Below are 16,638 nucleotides of genomic sequence, written 5' to 3' on the forward strand. Positions count from 1 at the left end.
GTGTGCTTTTGGAGTAAAGGAGTAGCAAGGTGGGACAAGAAATTTTATGTGCAGCAGTCGAAAAATTGCGGGAAGAATTTGGGGTGTTGGACTGGACGTATCATAATTGCCCCGGTGAAAATCAAGAGGAAAAAATGTTCTATTGGCCCGGTGCGACGGAAGACGAAATTATGATCGTCGTCCATCAGAGCAGAGGGCAGCAAGAGCTGTTTCATCGGCACGATTATTTTTATTTTAATTACACCTATCAAGGCGAATACGATTCCATTAGCTTTAAGTACGATAACCGTATTACGATTCGGGAGGGGGAGCTATATGCGGGTCAGCCCTTTGCCGGTCACGCTCTTTGTGTCCATGACGACAAGGAAACAACGATTATTGGCGTACTGATTCAAAAAGACACTTTTTGCAGGGCCTTTCTGCCAATGCTTTCTGCAAATACAAAACTATTTCATTTTCTGCTTGACCCATCAACCAATCAATTTTCTGATGAATATATCCATTACAAAGTTGAGGACGACTGTAACATACGGACGCTTCTTGAAATGATGGTGATAGAGTATGCCAACAGGCAGGAGGACACACAGGTTGTATTGAAGTCGCTTACATTGTCGTTTCTCATTCAGATTGCACGTCAGTATGTCAATACGAATCGGGAGCCTGCAAACAAAAGTCTTTCGGAAAAGATCGTACAGTATATAGGGGAACACGTTGATACCGTGACACTCAAAGAAATTGCAAAGCATTTTTCATATCACCCCAATTATGTTTCAACCTTGTTGCACCGAGAAGTTGGGAAATCCTTTTCAGAAATTTTATTAGAGTTACGAATGGAACGGGCGGTAATCCTTTTGGAAGGGACAAAATTGCCGGTTGAAGAAATTTCCTCGGTATTGGGTTATAGCAACAGCAGCAATTTTTACAAAGCCTTTCGGGACTACTACCATGTTTCCCCGAGAGAATACATAAAGGTCAGGTAATCGTTTGAAAGACAAGGAATGGAAGTCTCTATCGACCTTGATTTTTCACGCCTCTTCGGAGAGCTGGAAATGAAGTACGACAAAGTGGCAAGCAATGCCCCGTGGTACTCACGGGGCCATTTTTCGATTTTTCGCTGCCGCTCAAAACTGAAAAAGTTGCTTGTTGGTGGCCCGCCCCCAATCCTCCGGACAAGTGCGCTACGCGCCCCTGTCGAAACGCCCCCTGTGGGGCGGCTGCGTGTCCTGCGGACGCTTTGAGCGGTATAGAACGATGATTCGTGTCTATAGGCAAAAAAATAGCGGTTCGCTCCAGACATAAATCGGACTACTTTTCCAGTATAGGAAAAGATACCGACTACCCCAAAAAGGGGAGACCTGCTCGGAGTGAACCGCCTAAAATTTGATTGTTATGGAGTTTGCTAGAATCAATTTGTGGTGCCCAAATGGTGCCCGACCTGATGAAAAAGTCCAATAAGAAGATATTGTGCCCATTGATAGAGTTATGAGAAAACCTAGATTTCATGCGGGTTTGCGATGTACCTATATAAGACGGTAAGAGACGATATGAGCCGTTTTCGTTGCTATTATCAATAAAAAATAGTTTGTGGAGGTTGTTATAAACCCGAAAAATCTGGATGACATACAGGAATCCTTTACCGTGCAGGCAGAAAATTTTGCAACCAAAGGTATGAGCTTTCCCAAGCAGTATCTGGATTACACTGTGCAGAATATGAATTAAAAATAGGAACGGAATACATTTGCGGCATACAGTCGCAATTTTTTTTGAAAAATCTGCAAATATCATCTTGACTATTTTCTAAATTGTGAGATAATTAGACTATAGTCAAATTGGACTGCTGTCCAATTTTAGAAAGGCAAATAGGAAAGCCTATGGAAATCGGAAAGAAAGAATTGACGAGACGCACCATCATGCGTGCAGCCAGGGGGGTTTATGAGGAGAAAGGGGTTGAAAACACGAATTTTCGCGATGTTGCCGAGGCAGCTGGCGTTTCCCGCAGTACGGTGTTCAACTATTTTGCAGGCAGCAATGAACTTTTAACGGCGCTCTGCAGACGGGAAATTGACGAGCTGGAGAGAGCGTATTGTGAGAGTGGCCACCGCGGAAAAGAGGGCATCGTCATCATATTTGACAAATTTATTGAAGACACTGCCCGTTACCCTCAGCTTGTGACCCAGCTCATCTACAATACAATTACAAGTGATAACGAAAATAATCCACTGAAGTCCATTGAAGGACTCATTGCCAGGAATCTGGATTATGATCCTTCTGGAGAGACGACGATGCTTCTCATGGGAGCGTATTATGGATTAATTAATCATTATCACCTATACGGCAAGCCTTTTATTGGAAAACAGATGAAGATGGAAATGCGAAGGATGATAGACAGGATAATAGGGGAACCACAATACGACTAAATTCACCCAATCCAGCGGCATGAATGCTTGCTCTTTTGGGAATTGTCCGTCAAGTGCCACGGAGCATAGCTCCTGCACTTTTGGCTGGGGACCTATCAGCGAGTAGACATCGCTAAATCTGGTTAGGTCTCCCAAAGCATAAGGTCTGCCTAGCTAAAAAAGTTTTAGGGCAGAGCTGTTAGGAGGAATGAAAATGGCAGTGAAAGTAATTACTTACGACGTTGGAACTACTGGCATGAAAGCCTGCATGTTCAATATTTCTGCCGAAGACAGCGTGCAGTATATTGCAGGCGAAACCGAAAGTTATGAACTCCATGTGTTAAAAAACGGCGGTGTTGAGCAGGAACCGGATGACTGGTGGCAGTCTATGGCTGCGGCTACGAAAATACTTCTGAAAAAAACCGGTGTCGCAAAAGAGGATATCAAAGGGATTTCCTTTTGCTCCCAGTTCCAAACTGTGGTCATGGTGGATGAAAACGGCACGCCGCTGCACAGAGGCATGAGCTGCATGGACAGCCGAGCCGACAAACAGTTAAAGGCCTGCATGAACACAGGAATTAAAGTTGAGGGTTTGAACATCTTCAAGGTGCTCAAGTATATGAAAATTACCGGCGCGGTTTCTGCCAGCGCCAAGGATCCCGCCTGGAAATACCTCTGGCTCAAAGAAAATGAACCGGAGACTTTTGAAAAGACATACAAATGGCTGGATGCGAAGGAGTATCTGACCTGCAGAGCGACAGGAAAGATGATTGCCAGCAAAGATGATGCGGCAGGAACCTTCCTATACGATGTTCATAACAATTGTTGGAGTCCAACATTATGTAAAATGCTGGGAATCAATATGGACCACCTGCCAGAAATCTGTGATTCCACAGACGAGGTAGGAAAACTTCTGCCAAAAGCGGCGGAAGAACTGGGGTTAGCTCCAGGAATTCCGGTTATTTCCGGCGGCAGCGACGTCAGCCTTTGTTCCGTCGGCGCTGGATGTGTAAATGTCGGAGATGTCTTGATTTACTCCGGAACCAGCGGCTGGGTAGCAACGACAGTTGACAGACTGCATCTGGATCTGGGCAACCTGATTGGCGCATTGGTAGGAGCAGACCCGACTACATATAATTACATTGCTGAAGTTGAAACTTCCGGGAAGTGTATCGAGTGGGTGAAGGACCGCATGGATCAGCTGCACATGTCCTACGAGGAGATGATTGAGTACATCAAGGAGTCTCCGGCGGGCAGCAACGGCGTAATTTTCTCGCCGTGGATGCACGGCAATCGCTGTCCATTTGACGATGCCAATTCCAGAGGAGTATTCTTCAATTTGGATATCACTACCAAGGGCAGTGATTTGATGAAGGCTGTCATAGAGGGTGTGTGCATGCATATGCTCTGGCTTTTGGAAGCCACAGAAACAAAGTTCAAAACCAACCCTGTTATTCGGTTTTCTGGTGGCAGCGCCATAGCGCCGTTTATCTGTCAGATCATGGCGGACGTTCTCGGCCGTGACGTAGAAACGATTGAAAATCCAAGACAAGTGGGAGCTATGGGAGCCGCTGCCCTGATGGCTGTCAGCTTCGGCATGCTGGATGATATCAAAGATATCAAGAAAATCATCAAAGTCAGTTCTACATATAAGCCGAATCCCGAAAACCACGCAGTATACCAAAAACTGCTGCCAGTGTTTAAGGATTTATATAAAGATAACAAAAAGAGTTTTGCCGCTTTAAACGGCTAAAAATGGAGGTAAGAAAATGGAAGCAAAATACGGTGTATCTCGTTGGCCGGACGAAAAAGAGATTTTTAAGAAGATGGAGAGACTGGTCAATGAACCGCTTCATCACATCAAGCCAGAGGCAATGGCCAGATACATGAAGCATTTTGATGAGAAATGCAAAGGCTCCAAGGCGATGATCGAAGAAGCAAAAAAGGTCATACCAGGAGGCGTTCAGCATAACCTGGCGTTTAACTATCCGTTCCCTCTCGTCGTAGAAAAAGCGGAGGGCGCATATCTTTACGATATCGACGGCAACCGCTACATAGATTATTTACAGGCAGGAGGTCCGACTCTCTTGGGCAGCAATTATGAGCCTGTAAACCAGAAGGTATGGGAGGTTGTAAAAGAATCCGGTCCTGTTACCGGCCTGTTCCATCCATACGAGATGAAACTGGCAGAGAAAATACACGAATGTATGCCATGGGTAGAGATGTACAGATGCCTTGCCAGCGGTACAGAAGCCGACATGGTGGCCATCAGAATTGCCCGTACCTACACAGGCAAACAGAACATTGTAAAAGTTGGCGGCGCATATCACGGCTGGAGTGATCAGTTGGTATATTCTCTGCACATTCCATATACACAGACCTTCGAGGCGCACGGTATTCCGAAAGAAGCGACCCAGAACACCAAGGAATTCTTCCCTGGCGATGTGGATGGACTGCGCAAGGTTTTGGAAGAAAACGAAAAGAACGGCGGAACGGCAGCAGTCATCATTGAACCGTTTGGACCAGAGAGCGGCACACGTCCAATCGCTATGGATTTCGCAGCGAAAGCTAGAGAACTCTGTGACGAATTTGGCGCACTGCTGATCTTTGACGAAGTTGTAACTGCCTTCCGTGTAGGACCTGGCGGTGCACAAGGCTTCTTCAATGTAAGACCTGACCTGACTGTTTTCGGCAAGATCGTTGCAGGCGGTTATCCGATGGCTGGCGGTGTCGGCGGCAGTGAAGAAATCATGTCTTGCGTTGCAGCAGGCGTCAAAGCCGGCAAAAAGAAGGCATATGTAGGCGGCACATTGACAGCAAATCCACTGAGCTGTGCAGCAGGCTACTTTGCTATCGATGAGATCATCAGGCAGGATGCAGCGAGAAAAGCCGGAGAAAACGGCGACAAACTCTGCGACGGCATTCAGGCACTGATTGACAAGTACGACCTGCCGTTTGTAACTTGGAATACAGGTTCCATCGTGCACTTTGAGGTTTCCGGCGTCATGTACTTAAGCGTAACAGACCCTGACATTTTCAAGAAGATTCCGGAACGCCAGCACTATATCGAAGAGTTTGGCGCAGCGCTGACAGCAAACGGCGTCATCACCCTGGCAGGCAGCAGAATTTACACCAGCATGGCGGATAACGACGACACCATCGCTGAAACACTGGCTGCATTTGAAGAAGTATTCTCTAACGTTGAAAAATAAAGTGATTTTACCACGAATTTAGGAGGTATATTATGATTCGTAAATTAGACATGGAAAACCTGACATACGCATTCCCAGAAGTAGCCTTTTCCGAGGATTATGTCATCGCAACTTACCAGGCAAAGGTGCAGACTTCCAACATCGAGAAGCTGGCTATGGCTATCGCTGCAGAGCAGACAACCGGTACCTGGATCAAAGTAGGCGCTGATTCCCTTGACAAGACGAAACGCTTCGGCTCCAAGCTGGTAGCCATCTACGAAGTTCCGGATATCGGCTGCGACTACAATTCAGATGAACCGCCAATGTACATCATCCAGGTGGCTTATCCGATGGAAAACTTCTCAACCAGCATGTCTGCTATTGAGACAATTTTGTTCGGAAATATTTCCGCTTCCGGCATGATCCGCCTCATCGACGTTGCATTCCCGAAGAAGTTCATCGAGAAGTTCCAGGGACCAAAGTTCGGCGTAGAAGGCATGAGAGAAGTTCTTGGTGTCAAAGAGAGACCGCTGCTCAATGCGATGATCAAACCGAACATCGGCTGGACGCCTGACGAAGGTGCAGAACTCTTCTATAACGCCTGCAAGGGCGGCGTAGACGTCATCAAAGACGACGAACTGATGCTGGCTGACAGTCCATTCTGCCCATTGGAAGAGCGTGTTTCCAAGTTTATGGCGATGGAAAAGAAGGTTTATGAAGAAACTGGTGAACACAGCTTATATGCTGTTAACATCTCTGACAATACAGATAAGGTAAAAGAAAATGCCTACAGAGCATTGGAAGCAGGCGGAAACTGTCTCATGGTCAACGTTTACACTACTGGACATGACACTCTGAAGATGCTGGCTGACGACCCTAACATCAACGTACCAATCCTTGCTCACGTAAACTTTGCAGGAACCATGGCAGCTTCTACTTATACAGGTATCGCTGCGCCGGTAATCGTCGGCAAGCTGACACGTCTGGCAGGCGGAGACTTCCAGATCAACGGTCATCCGTTCGGCAAGTTCCCTGTATCCCACAAGGTATTCTACCGCTGCTTCAAGTTCTTTACGCAGCCATGGTGGAACATCAAACCGATGATGTACGCATGCTCCGGCGGAACCACACAGTTGGCTGTCGAGAAGATCATCAAAGAAATCGGTACGGATATCATGCTGGCTGCAGGCGGCGGTGTACACGGTCATCCAAATGGCAGTGAAGAAGGCGCAAAATCCATGCGCCAGGCAATCGATGCCGCAATGAAGGGAATCCCTGTTCTGGAATACGCAAAGGATCATGGAGAACTGGCAAGAATGCTGGCATTCCTCAATCCTGACCTTATGAAGAACTTTGACTTAATGCAGTAATTTCAACGTTAAAAAAGTGGGGCTGTTATTACAGCCCCATTTTGGTAAGAATAAGACGAAAAGAGAGGTGAAAGCATTGTACAAAAATATCGTATTCGTCGATTTTGACGGAACCATTACGACAGAAGATACTTTGACAGGCGCGATTCTTCCCTTTGTAGATCATAAGGAATTTCTGGAGTATAACGGCAAATTGGAAAAGGGAGAGATGACCTTGAGCGAGGTTGTTCGTTATGCTTATGATGACAGGCCGGCGGAGTGGATCCCCAAGATGTTGGAATATATCGATACGGTCAAAATCCGTCCCGGCTTTGAAGAATTTCTCGATAAGATGGCGGAAAAAGAAATCCCCGTCGTGGTCATTTCGGGCGGTTTCCGGCAGTTTTCATCGCGGAAGCTGGCGCCATATATGGACAAAATTGCAGCCCTTCATACGGTGGAGATGACTGTGGAGGGGGATAAGATCAAATTGGTGTCCCAGCACGATGACGGCAACGAACTGCTCAAGAAGACCGACGTCATGAAAAAATACGAGTATGCGCATGCTATCGGCATCGGCGACAGCTATACGGATAAAAATATGGCCCAGGCAGTGGATACCTGCTTTGCCCGTGACGTGCTGGCAAAATACCTGGACCAGATCGGCAAGGAGTATCGTCCTTATGAGGACTTTTATGATGTGCTGAAAGGTATTGAAGAAATATTATAAAATGCGAGACTGCTATGGCCTGATCAGAAGTTCCAGATAGGATTTCCTGGTCAGGTTTTCTTTTGGGACGCCCAGATCGCTCAAGAACTGCAGCAGAGTTTCCACGGCTGCTTCCCGCTGGTCCTCTGATTCTGCCAAAGTCTCCAGCTCCAGATAGTCTCCGAGGCCTGCCACGCTGTCGAGACAGAGGGTGACGTTGGCAGATTTATGCTTCCACTCCTGGCGAGTCTTATCGACAGTAAATACTTCTTTGTAGCCCAGGGCGGCGAGCAAATTTTTCATGACGGCGAGATCGCCTACAGCAGTTTCGAACTCCATCCTTGTGCTGGACGCCTGATCCAGCTTGGGGCCTTTGTAGGTGATGAAGGTTTCGCAGGTTCCCGCATCGAGGTCGCGCACGCTGCGAAGGCGCAGCGCCTCGTCAGTTTTCATAAAGTTGCGGTCGTTGCCGTTAAAGTACACGTCGATTTCCTGCAAGGTGCCTCCTTTGATAAACCCCAGCTTCTCGGCGGCTTTTTTAAATTGTTCTTTTGTGTGCCCCGTCAGGGCAGCTTTGATTTCTACTTCTAACATACGATCCTCCTGATTATTTCTATTCACCGTATTTTTCCAACATCCGATAGAACGTGTTCCTTGAAACACCGATCAGCTCTGCCGCTTCTTTTTTGTTCCCGGCAGTGAGTTCCAAAGCCTCCTTTAACAGGCTGGTATAAGCATTGTCTATTTCGGTCAATTTTTGTTTCACCCGTTCTGCAGGCGTATCTGTAGAGATCGCTTTCAGCATATAACCTTTTGATGCGATGGACTCTTCAAGCGTTTCTTTGCTGATAATTTTTGATTTCGAAAGAACAGTGGCTCTGGTGATGACATTACGCAGCTCCCGTACGTTTCCCGGCCAATCGTAGGTCATGAGGACTTTCTTTGCCTGACTGCTCAAAATCTTCGGCGTGTCGAGATAAGGTGCTGCTGCCTGGTTGAGAAAGCTGTCAGAGAGCAAGGCCAAGTCGTCTTTTCTCTCTCGAAGAGGCGGGATTTCTAAGGTCAGCACCTGCAAACGATAGTAGAGATCCTGGCGAAACAGACCTTCTTCTACCATTTCTGCCAGATTCCTGTTTGTGGCGGTGATGAGCCTGACGTTGACCGGAATCTGCTTGGAACTTCCGATTCTCGTAACCATCCAGGTTTCCAGGACCCGCAGCAGCTTTGACTGAAAATGAAGAGGCAGCTCCCCTACTTCGTCGAGGAACAGCGTGCCGCCGTCAGCCAGTTCAAACTTACCGATTTGCCCGTTTTTGGACGCGCCGGTAAAGGCGCCGCCTACGTAGCCGAAGAGTTCGCTTTCGATCAAACCGTCAGAGAAGTTGGCACAGTTTAACGCGACGAAGGGACCCTTGTGCCGGGGGCTGTAATTGTGAATGGACTGGGCAAATAATTCTTTGCCGACACCACTTTCGCCGGTAATCAAAAAGTTAAAGGGACTGTTAGCATATTCCTTGGCAGTGCGGATTTTCTCTTTGATCGCTTTGCTCGTTCCCACGATATCATCGAAGGTATATTCTGCAGCAAACCCCATGATTTTCCTGGTACGCTTGATATCCTGCTGGCGGGAATGGGTGAGTTCTACCATCCCCGTCACTTTGCCAGTTTCATCAACCACGGGATACATGTCGTTAGAGACCAGTTTGGATTCTTTTTGTCCCTCCGTGGACTCGATGCGAATCTCCCAGTCAATCACCTCTTCTCCATTTTTGAGCACATCCATCATTTTCAGGCTGCTGCTGTTGTCTTCCATAGAATGAATCTTTGCACCGATGTCTCTGATCACATCATTGATGTTGCGACCCAGAGCGTCTTCTAAATTTGGGATTGATAGATCTTTACAAAAACTTGTATTTGCATATAGCAGGGTCGCATTTTCGTCATAGATGGAAATGGCATTTTTGACAGAGTTCAGGCAGTGAAGAAGATGACGGCTGCTTGTTTCGTCCTGCTCGATGATTCCAAGCAGGGTTTGGAAATCCTTTTGAAGATCTGATAGAACGGCGCTTTTTTCTCTAGGGCACACTGCGGCAATGATGTAGTCGTCCGATGCCTTGAAAAGGCACAGTTCTTCAAAGTTTTTCAATGTATCCAGATCAAGGGTATGGCCGGATAAATCATCGCCAAGTGATGCAACCCTGCAGCTGAGGATCATGCCGTCTTTTCTGCACAGGAGGATCAGATCGATTGGGCAGCCGCTCTGATTGCACAAGAACAAAAAAAGGTTTTTTACAAGGAGAGATGTACCAGTAATTTGCTGGACCTCACCGGGCAGCGCCATTTTCTTTATCTGTGTAATCAAAGTGTTTGTCGTTTCCATAAAAATCTTCTCCTTCTGCCCTGTGCAAGGCGCGTCGTTTCTACACAAAGGATACCACGGGTATAGAAAAAAAACAAGAACAGAGATTAGTAAAAATATTGATATTATAACGGATAACCGTTATAATAATAAAGAGGTGATAATGATGAAATTATGCGATTTAATACAAGAAAAGAATCTTTCAATATATCGATTGTCGAAGAACAGTGGAATCCCTTATGCGACACTAAATGATATTGTAAATGACAAAGCCCGCCTAGAAAAATGCAAGGCGGAAACTGTTTATCGATTGGCAAAAGAACTAGATACTTCAATGGAGGATTTACTTGCGCCATATATTTCAAAGCGATGTGACTTTGACCTATTCAAAAGCAATGTTTGCCATAGTCTGAAAGACCTTGGCGACATAGATTTTATTGTAGAAACCTTGGAAAAAGACGAAATTAGGGAGTATTACAACAGACAGTGGTATCGTGAAGCCTTTTACCTTCTTGCAATGCTCGATTATATTAGTCGAATTAATAATGTTCCGGCCTGTGAAGAATATGAGGATATTCGCTGCAAAAAACTACAGTCAATCATTTACCCCAAAAGTATTCTTGCATTGTCAGCAGTATCAAAAGACGAGAGTGTAAAGGAACTCGCCAAAAAAGAGTCCATACCTGAATTTATGCGATTCAATATTGTTGAAAACGAGGTGCGTAATGTCGTCTGAAGATACAAATACCATCAATAAGGAAAAACTTGATGTATACCTAAAAGAGTTGGCAAAAGAATATCGCAGGATGGGAGGAAAAGCAATGCCGGCAGAATTGATTTTAATTGGCGGGGCTGCTATAATTGTCAATTACGGTTTTAGGGAAATGACAACTGATATTGACGCAATCATTCATGCCGCTTCAACGATGAAGGACGCTATTCATCATGTCAGCGATAAAATGAACCTGCCCAACCGCTGGCTGAATGCGGATTTCATGCATACCTTGTCGTACTCTCCCAAATTAGAGCAGTATTCCGTTTATTATAAAAACTTTTATGGAGTGCTGGATGTTCGAACGATTGCTGCAGAATATCTGATTGCAATGAAGTTATGTTCAGGAAGAAGATACAAAAATGATCTGTCAGATATTATTGGTATTTTAGCTGAACATGAAAAACATGGAGCACCTATATCGATGAAACAAATCGATACAGCAGTGAGAAACCTTTATGGAAATTGGGACAAAATTCCGCTTGTGTCGATTTCCTTTATTGACGATACAATGTTAACTGATGATTTTGCAAAGGCATATGCCAAAGTAAAGTCCGAAGAAAAACGTGCAAAAGATATACTTTTGGATTTTGAGCAAGCATATCCTGGGACAGCAAATATGCAGAGTATAGAGTCCATTTTAGATAATCTTAAGAAAAAGCAGAAGAAGCGAGAGGAGATTCTGCGTGAACTGAAAACTGGAAAGCAAGATGATTAGATGAAAAAGTGATATACTTAAAAAGACCCTGGGAGAATTTATATTCTTGCAGGGTCTTCTTTGTCTTATGTGGGTCTCTACACGTCCAGTAAAAATCCTTCTGGGAACGGATCTTTCGGGTCGAGAACCCAGGTGGCGAATCCGATGACACAGGCGTTTCCGGTTATCTTCGGTACGATGGCTTTGATGCCGCCCACTTCTGTCTCTTCTACGATCTCACATTTGAATTTTGATCCGATGACACTCTCATGAACAAAAGACTCCCCGACTGCGAGTTTTCCTTCTGCATATAAGAGCGCGGCTTTTGCTGAGGTTCCCGTACCGCAAGGGGAACGGTCGATGACTTTCGGCAGTGCGACGACCACATTTTGGATATCGGCATCCGCACTCTTGGCAGGACCTGAGAACTCGACATGAGTAACCTGGTCTACAAATGGCAGTTCCGGATGGCGGACGATGACCTGTTCGTTGATGTCTTTGGCGATGGAACGAGCGATCCTCGTAAACTCACCGCAGTTTTCCGGCGTAATTGCAAGTCCGACTTTTTCCGCAGGCAGGATGGCGTAAACATTTCCTCCCCACGAGATGTCCATATTCAGCTTTCCGAATTCAGCAGTCTCTACCTCTACGTTTCTATTGAGAACCAGGGCTGGCGCGTTGACAAAGGAAACTTCTTCTACCACGCCGTCTATGACTTTGGCTTCTACTGTAACGACACCGGCGGGGGTGTCCAGTTTGATCTCTGTAATTGGCTCGGTCACGTCGACGAGTCCGGCTTCGATGAGGGCCACGGATACACCCATAGTGTCGTGCCCGCACATCGGCATCCAGCAGCTGGCTTCAAAATACAGCACGCCTACGTCTGTCCCTGGCGTGCAGGGTTCCGTAATCAGAGTGCCGGACATGATTTCGCTGCCCCTGGGTTCGAACATCAAAACCTTACGGAACCAGTCTTCATTTTCCCTCATATATTCAAATTTTTCCTGCATGGTTTTTCCCGGGACATGACGGAATCCGCTCACGACGTTGCGTGTAGGCTGTCCCAGCGTATGTGTCTCGATGGTTCTAAAAAGTTTTCTAGCTTTCAAGTTCACACATCCTTTCTATTAAACGATTTCTTTACCAATAATATTAAGCAAAAAATATGCCAATGGGAGTTTGGGTGGAACCTATGAAAATCAAATCATAAACAAAGTCAGTTCTGCTGGTTACTATATGGAACCCATTTGTGAAAATTTCCAATAGATACTCTGCGTTATTGCATAAATAGGATAAAAAGAGCATAAAGGCACTCCGAATCTGACTTAATCAGTTTTTTATGCGTTAGTCGTGTATGTAAGGTGGCAACCCCAGCTTTTTAACTGTAAAATTGAAAAAGTGTCATAAATTTGAAACACTACGGCAAAAGCGTGTTTCAAATTTATGACACAAGAAGAAATTGCACGGTGACAGGCAGGCTTTTCCTTCCTGTGTGACGGCGATGTGTACCAAAAAAGCAACACGATGATTCGATGTAATGCTGCGCTGTCTGTGAAAACCTTTCTCAAATGACCGCTGTTTGCCCCAATTTTAGCATAAAAATGTGCAGCAGGCAATGGTAAACACTTGGCACGGGTTTTGCTTTTACATATAGCATCGAAAGAAAAAAGAAGGGAGGTGTCAAGGTGATATTCAATATACAGAAATGTTCCATACATGATGGGGAGGGGCTCCGCACCCTGGTGTTTTTTAAGGGATGTCCTTTGAAATGTAAATGGTGCGCAAACCCGGAATCACAGAATTATGATGAGGAAATCATGGAATCTCCTGTCAGATGCGTCGGCTGCGGCGCCTGCAGAGATGCCTGTCCGAAGGGAGCAATTTTGGAGGATGGATCCATCGACAGAACCCTCTGTGATAACTGTATGAAATGTATAGACGTATGCTATGCAGAAGCAAAGAAGATAACAGGCAGAGCGTATACGACAGAGGAATTATATAAGGAAATAGAAAAGGATCGGCCTTTTTACTCCAGATTTGGAGGCGGCGTGACTTTTTCCGGCGGAGAACCTCTGACCCATGGGCAGCAGCTCCGAGACATTGCCGAGATGTGTCATGAAAAAGGGATTCACGTTGTCGTAGAGAGCTGTGGTTATGGAGACTTTGAAAAGTTTAAGATGGCACTTCCTTACATAGATGCCATGTTCATGGATATCAAGCACATCGATACGGCTGTTCACAAGGAGCTGACAGGCGCTGGTAATGCGCTGATACTGAACAATATTAAAAAAATCTCGGAATACGGGATTCCACTTACCATCAGGACGCCCATTGTGCCCGGGATGACGGATAGAGAGGAAAACATCGCGGGAATTGCAAAGTTTGTGGCAGAACTTCCTACCGCAAAAGAATATGAACTCTTAGCTTACCATAGCTTTGGCGAATCGAAGTACAAGGCGCTGGGCAGAAAATATTTGCTAGAGGGTACAGAAACCCCCAGCGACGAAAAAATGAGAGAACTTGTAAAGGCTGGCAATCGCATCCTTTCCGAATATGGGAAGCAGTGCTGCTGGACGAAAAACAACAATAAGGAGGTAGTGAAATGATTTCAGAAAGAATAATTAGATTAAGCGAAAAGGTGCGCGATACGCCGGTTACAATCTGTTTGGACCGCGCCAAGCTGGTCACGAATTTTTACAGCGAGCCGTCAATGGAACCGTTCATCTTGAGAAGAGCAAAGGTCTTTGCACACGTCTTAGACAACAAGAAGATCTTTATCGACGACGATTCCATCATTGCAGGGCACCTGGCGTCCAGACTTCACGCGGCACCACTGTATCCGGAAATGACAGCATGGCTGCGCGATGACCTGGAGGAACTGGACACTAGAGAATCAGACAACCTGCAGTTCATGCCGGGAGAAAAAGACGAGCTGAGAGAAATCGTCAAAAAATGGGAAGGCAGAACCTTTGGCGATATGACGGCTGAGCTGGCGGACGAGGATATGGACATCATGGTGGATATCGGAATCTTCACCAAAGGCGTATCCAACAAATCCACCATGAACCACGCGCCATTCTACGACGAGATGGTGACAAAGGGTTATCGCTACTATATCGATCAGTGCAAAGCAAACATCGCATCTCTCGACAGAATGAATATCGAGAACATGGAAAAACAGCAGACCTGGCAGGCTATGATCATCGTCATGGAAGCCATCATCAGATTTGCGCACAGATATGCGGATCTTGCTGAAGAGATGGCAGAAGACTGCAAGGACAACGAACGCAAGATGCAGCTTCTCACTATGGCGGCTAACTGCAGAGTTGTTCCTGAACATGCGCCGCAGAACTTCTATCAGGCAGCACAGTTCGTATGGTTTACCCACCTGGCGCTGCAGATGGAATACAACAGTAACGATAACTGCCTGGGCCGTTTTGACCAATATATGTATCCTTTCTACAAGCAGGATATGGAAAACGGAATCAGTGAAGCCTTTATCGCAGATGTCATTCACGAGTTCAAGCTGAAAATTGCTGAGCTCTGGGAAGTGCGGACAAAGAGGGAGTCCATTGCCTATCCGGGATGCCCTCTGTGGATTCATATGATGATCGGCGGCGTTCTGCCTGACGGCACTGACGGCTGCAATGAACTGACCAGACTGATTCTCCACTGCATGGAGGATCTGCAGACAAAAGAACCTTGTGTCTCCTTCCGCTATCATGATGGTGTGGACGAAGAGACCTTCAGACTGGCACTTTCTGTCGCCAGAAAAGGAGGAAGCCATCCGGCGTTCTTCAATGACAGCACCAATATTTCTCATCTGCTCTCTTTGGGACACACCTTGGAGGAAGCCAGGAACTGGGGCATCTGCGGATGTATCGAACCGAGCGTTCCCGGTATGACGGACTTCCAGTCCAATGCGGGATACTTCAACCCGAGCAAGGTGCTCGAAATCACGCTGAACAACGGAAAGGATCCGCTGACTGGAAAGCAGATCGGCCCGGAAACGGGAGATGTGAGAAGCTTCACATCTGTGCAGCAGATCATGGACGCTTATGCGGTTCAGCAGGATTACTTCATGGATAAGTTCTGCGAACTCTTTGACAGAATCGTATCCTGCCATGCATGGGCGACACCGACCATTACAGGGTCCTGCTTCACCCATGGTTGTATGGAAAAAGGCCAGGTTCTTCAGCGAAAGGGTGCAGACCACCGCTATTCCGCGGTAGCAATTACAGGCATTGCAAATATTGCAGACTCTCTGGCAGCAATCGAAGAGTGCGTATTCAATCAAAAGTATCTGTCCATGGATGAACTGATGGATCTTCTTGCTACAGACTTTGAAGGAAAAGAAAATATGCGTCAGCTTTTGATCAACAAAGCGCCGAAGTACGGCAACGACATTGAAAGCGTAGACAGATATGCCCACTGGCTGACAAAGCTCTGCAACGACCAGATCTGCAAGCATACAGACGGCCGCGATGCAAAATATACCATGGTCATCTCCACCCAGTCCTATAACGTGGTACTGGGGCAGCTGATTGGCGCACTGCCTGACGGCAGAAAGGCTTATACGGCTCTTGCGGATAACGCATCGCCGATGATCGGCATGGATACCAATGGACCGACGGCTGTGGTGAAATCACTGGGCAGAATTGACCCATTGCTCGCACAGAGCGGCGTTTTGGTCAACCAGAGATTTGACCCGACCATCGTAAAAGGTGAAAAAGGACTGAACATCATCGAAACAGTTATTCGTACTTACTTCGATACGCAGCATGGGCAGCACATTCAGCTCAACGTGGTGGATAATGAGACACTCTGTGCCGCGCAGAAGGAACCACAGAAATATCGCAACATTTTGGTGAGAGTGGCAGGTTATTCTGCATATTTCGTCGATTTGGAGAAGGATATTCAGGATAATATCATCGCAAGAACGCTGCAGCAGTCGCTGTAAGAAAGATTTTCACTCTGCTTCCCTGTCCCTGCCTCCTGCAGGCTGGGGCGCAGAGTTGAAATAAAAAACGAGTACATGACGGAGCGTTGCTCAGCCGTAAACGCCAACCAGCTAAAGCTGGGGCGTTCTGGCATGAGACCTGCATCAGCGATGGCTTCGCCAATCGCTGTGCTAGGGCTTCATATGCACTCATGTCGCCCGCAAG

General features: G+C 46.4%; 13 protein-coding genes. 10 read left to right on the forward strand and 3 right to left on the reverse strand.

What is annotated here, in order from left to right; all coding sequences use genetic code 11:
- The first annotated feature begins 29 nt into the window (after positions 1-29).
- The 6 genes from BN6539_RS03295 to BN6539_RS03320 all read left to right on the forward strand — a co-directional run bounded on the left by BN6539_RS03295 (position 30) and on the right by BN6539_RS03320 (position 7,666).
- On the forward strand, positions 30-980 hold the full coding sequence (locus BN6539_RS03295; RefSeq protein WP_067533859.1) for a helix-turn-helix transcriptional regulator: 951 nt from the start codon (positions 30-32) through the stop codon (positions 978-980).
- A gap of 891 nt (positions 981-1,871) precedes the next feature.
- Positions 1,872-2,417 carry a TetR/AcrR family transcriptional regulator gene (locus BN6539_RS03300; protein ID WP_067533861.1) on the forward strand — a complete coding sequence of 182 codons (546 nt, stop codon included), beginning with the start codon at positions 1,872-1,874 and terminating at the stop codon, positions 2,415-2,417.
- A 193-nt stretch (positions 2,418-2,610) separates the two neighbouring features.
- Positions 2,611-4,149 (forward strand): xylulokinase, encoded by a 1,539-nt coding sequence (locus BN6539_RS03305; protein ID WP_082907334.1) that lies wholly within the window; start codon positions 2,611-2,613, stop codon positions 4,147-4,149.
- A gap of 16 nt (positions 4,150-4,165) precedes the next feature.
- Positions 4,166-5,608, forward strand: coding sequence for an aspartate aminotransferase family protein (locus BN6539_RS03310; RefSeq protein ID WP_067533867.1), 1,443 nt, complete (start codon positions 4,166-4,168; stop codon positions 5,606-5,608).
- A gap of 32 nt (positions 5,609-5,640) precedes the next feature.
- On the forward strand, positions 5,641-6,957 hold the full coding sequence (locus BN6539_RS03315) for a RuBisCO large subunit C-terminal-like domain-containing protein (RefSeq protein ID WP_082907335.1): 1,317 nt from the start codon (positions 5,641-5,643) through the stop codon (positions 6,955-6,957).
- A 16-nt stretch (positions 6,958-6,973) separates the two neighbouring features.
- Entirely contained in the window at positions 6,974-7,666 is a 693-nt protein-coding gene (locus tag BN6539_RS03320) for an HAD-IB family phosphatase (protein WP_082907336.1), read from the forward strand.
- Between the two features lie 12 nt (positions 7,667-7,678).
- Here the strand turns inward: BN6539_RS03320 and cyaB are convergent, their stop codons facing one another.
- Together cyaB and BN6539_RS03330 are read right to left on the reverse strand one after the other, a co-directional pair.
- Positions 7,679-8,239 (reverse strand): class IV adenylate cyclase, encoded by a 561-nt coding sequence (gene cyaB / locus BN6539_RS03325; protein ID WP_067533874.1) that lies wholly within the window; start codon positions 8,237-8,239, stop codon positions 7,679-7,681.
- Between the two features lie 19 nt (positions 8,240-8,258).
- Positions 8,259-10,025 carry a sigma-54 interaction domain-containing protein gene (locus BN6539_RS03330; protein WP_067533876.1) on the reverse strand — a complete coding sequence of 589 codons (1,767 nt, stop codon included), beginning with the start codon at positions 10,023-10,025 and terminating at the stop codon, positions 8,259-8,261.
- Between the two features lie 142 nt (positions 10,026-10,167).
- Between BN6539_RS03330 and BN6539_RS03335 the strand changes: the two genes are divergently transcribed.
- Both BN6539_RS03335 and BN6539_RS03340 read left to right on the forward strand, forming a co-directional pair.
- Positions 10,168-10,740, forward strand: coding sequence for a helix-turn-helix transcriptional regulator (locus tag BN6539_RS03335; RefSeq protein ID WP_242869369.1), 573 nt, complete (start codon positions 10,168-10,170; stop codon positions 10,738-10,740).
- Positions 10,730-11,494 carry a DUF6036 family nucleotidyltransferase gene (locus BN6539_RS03340; protein WP_067533879.1) on the forward strand — a complete coding sequence of 255 codons (765 nt, stop codon included), beginning with the start codon at positions 10,730-10,732 and terminating at the stop codon, positions 11,492-11,494. The genes BN6539_RS03335 and BN6539_RS03340 overlap by 11 nt, the downstream gene beginning before the upstream one ends.
- Positions 11,495-11,571: 77 nt before the next feature.
- Here BN6539_RS03340 and BN6539_RS03345 read toward each other — a convergent pair whose 3' ends face one another.
- Positions 11,572-12,582, reverse strand: coding sequence for a proline racemase family protein (locus BN6539_RS03345; protein WP_067533882.1), 1,011 nt, complete (start codon positions 12,580-12,582; stop codon positions 11,572-11,574).
- 576 nt (positions 12,583-13,158) lie between these two features.
- Here BN6539_RS03345 and BN6539_RS03350 point away from each other — a divergent pair.
- Both BN6539_RS03350 and BN6539_RS03355 read left to right on the forward strand, forming a co-directional pair.
- Positions 13,159-14,079 carry a glycyl-radical enzyme activating protein gene (locus BN6539_RS03350; protein WP_187375450.1) on the forward strand — a complete coding sequence of 307 codons (921 nt, stop codon included), beginning with the start codon at positions 13,159-13,161 and terminating at the stop codon, positions 14,077-14,079.
- On the forward strand, positions 14,076-16,433 hold the full coding sequence (locus tag BN6539_RS03355) for a glycyl radical protein (RefSeq protein ID WP_067533888.1): 2,358 nt from the start codon (positions 14,076-14,078) through the stop codon (positions 16,431-16,433). Before BN6539_RS03350 ends, BN6539_RS03355 begins: the two co-directional genes overlap by 4 nt.
- Positions 16,434-16,638: the final 205 nt, after the last annotated feature.

It is taken from the genome of Emergencia timonensis (assembly GCF_900086585.1).
Taxonomy (GTDB): Bacteria; Bacillota; Clostridia; order Peptostreptococcales; family Anaerovoracaceae; genus Senimuribacter; species Senimuribacter timonensis.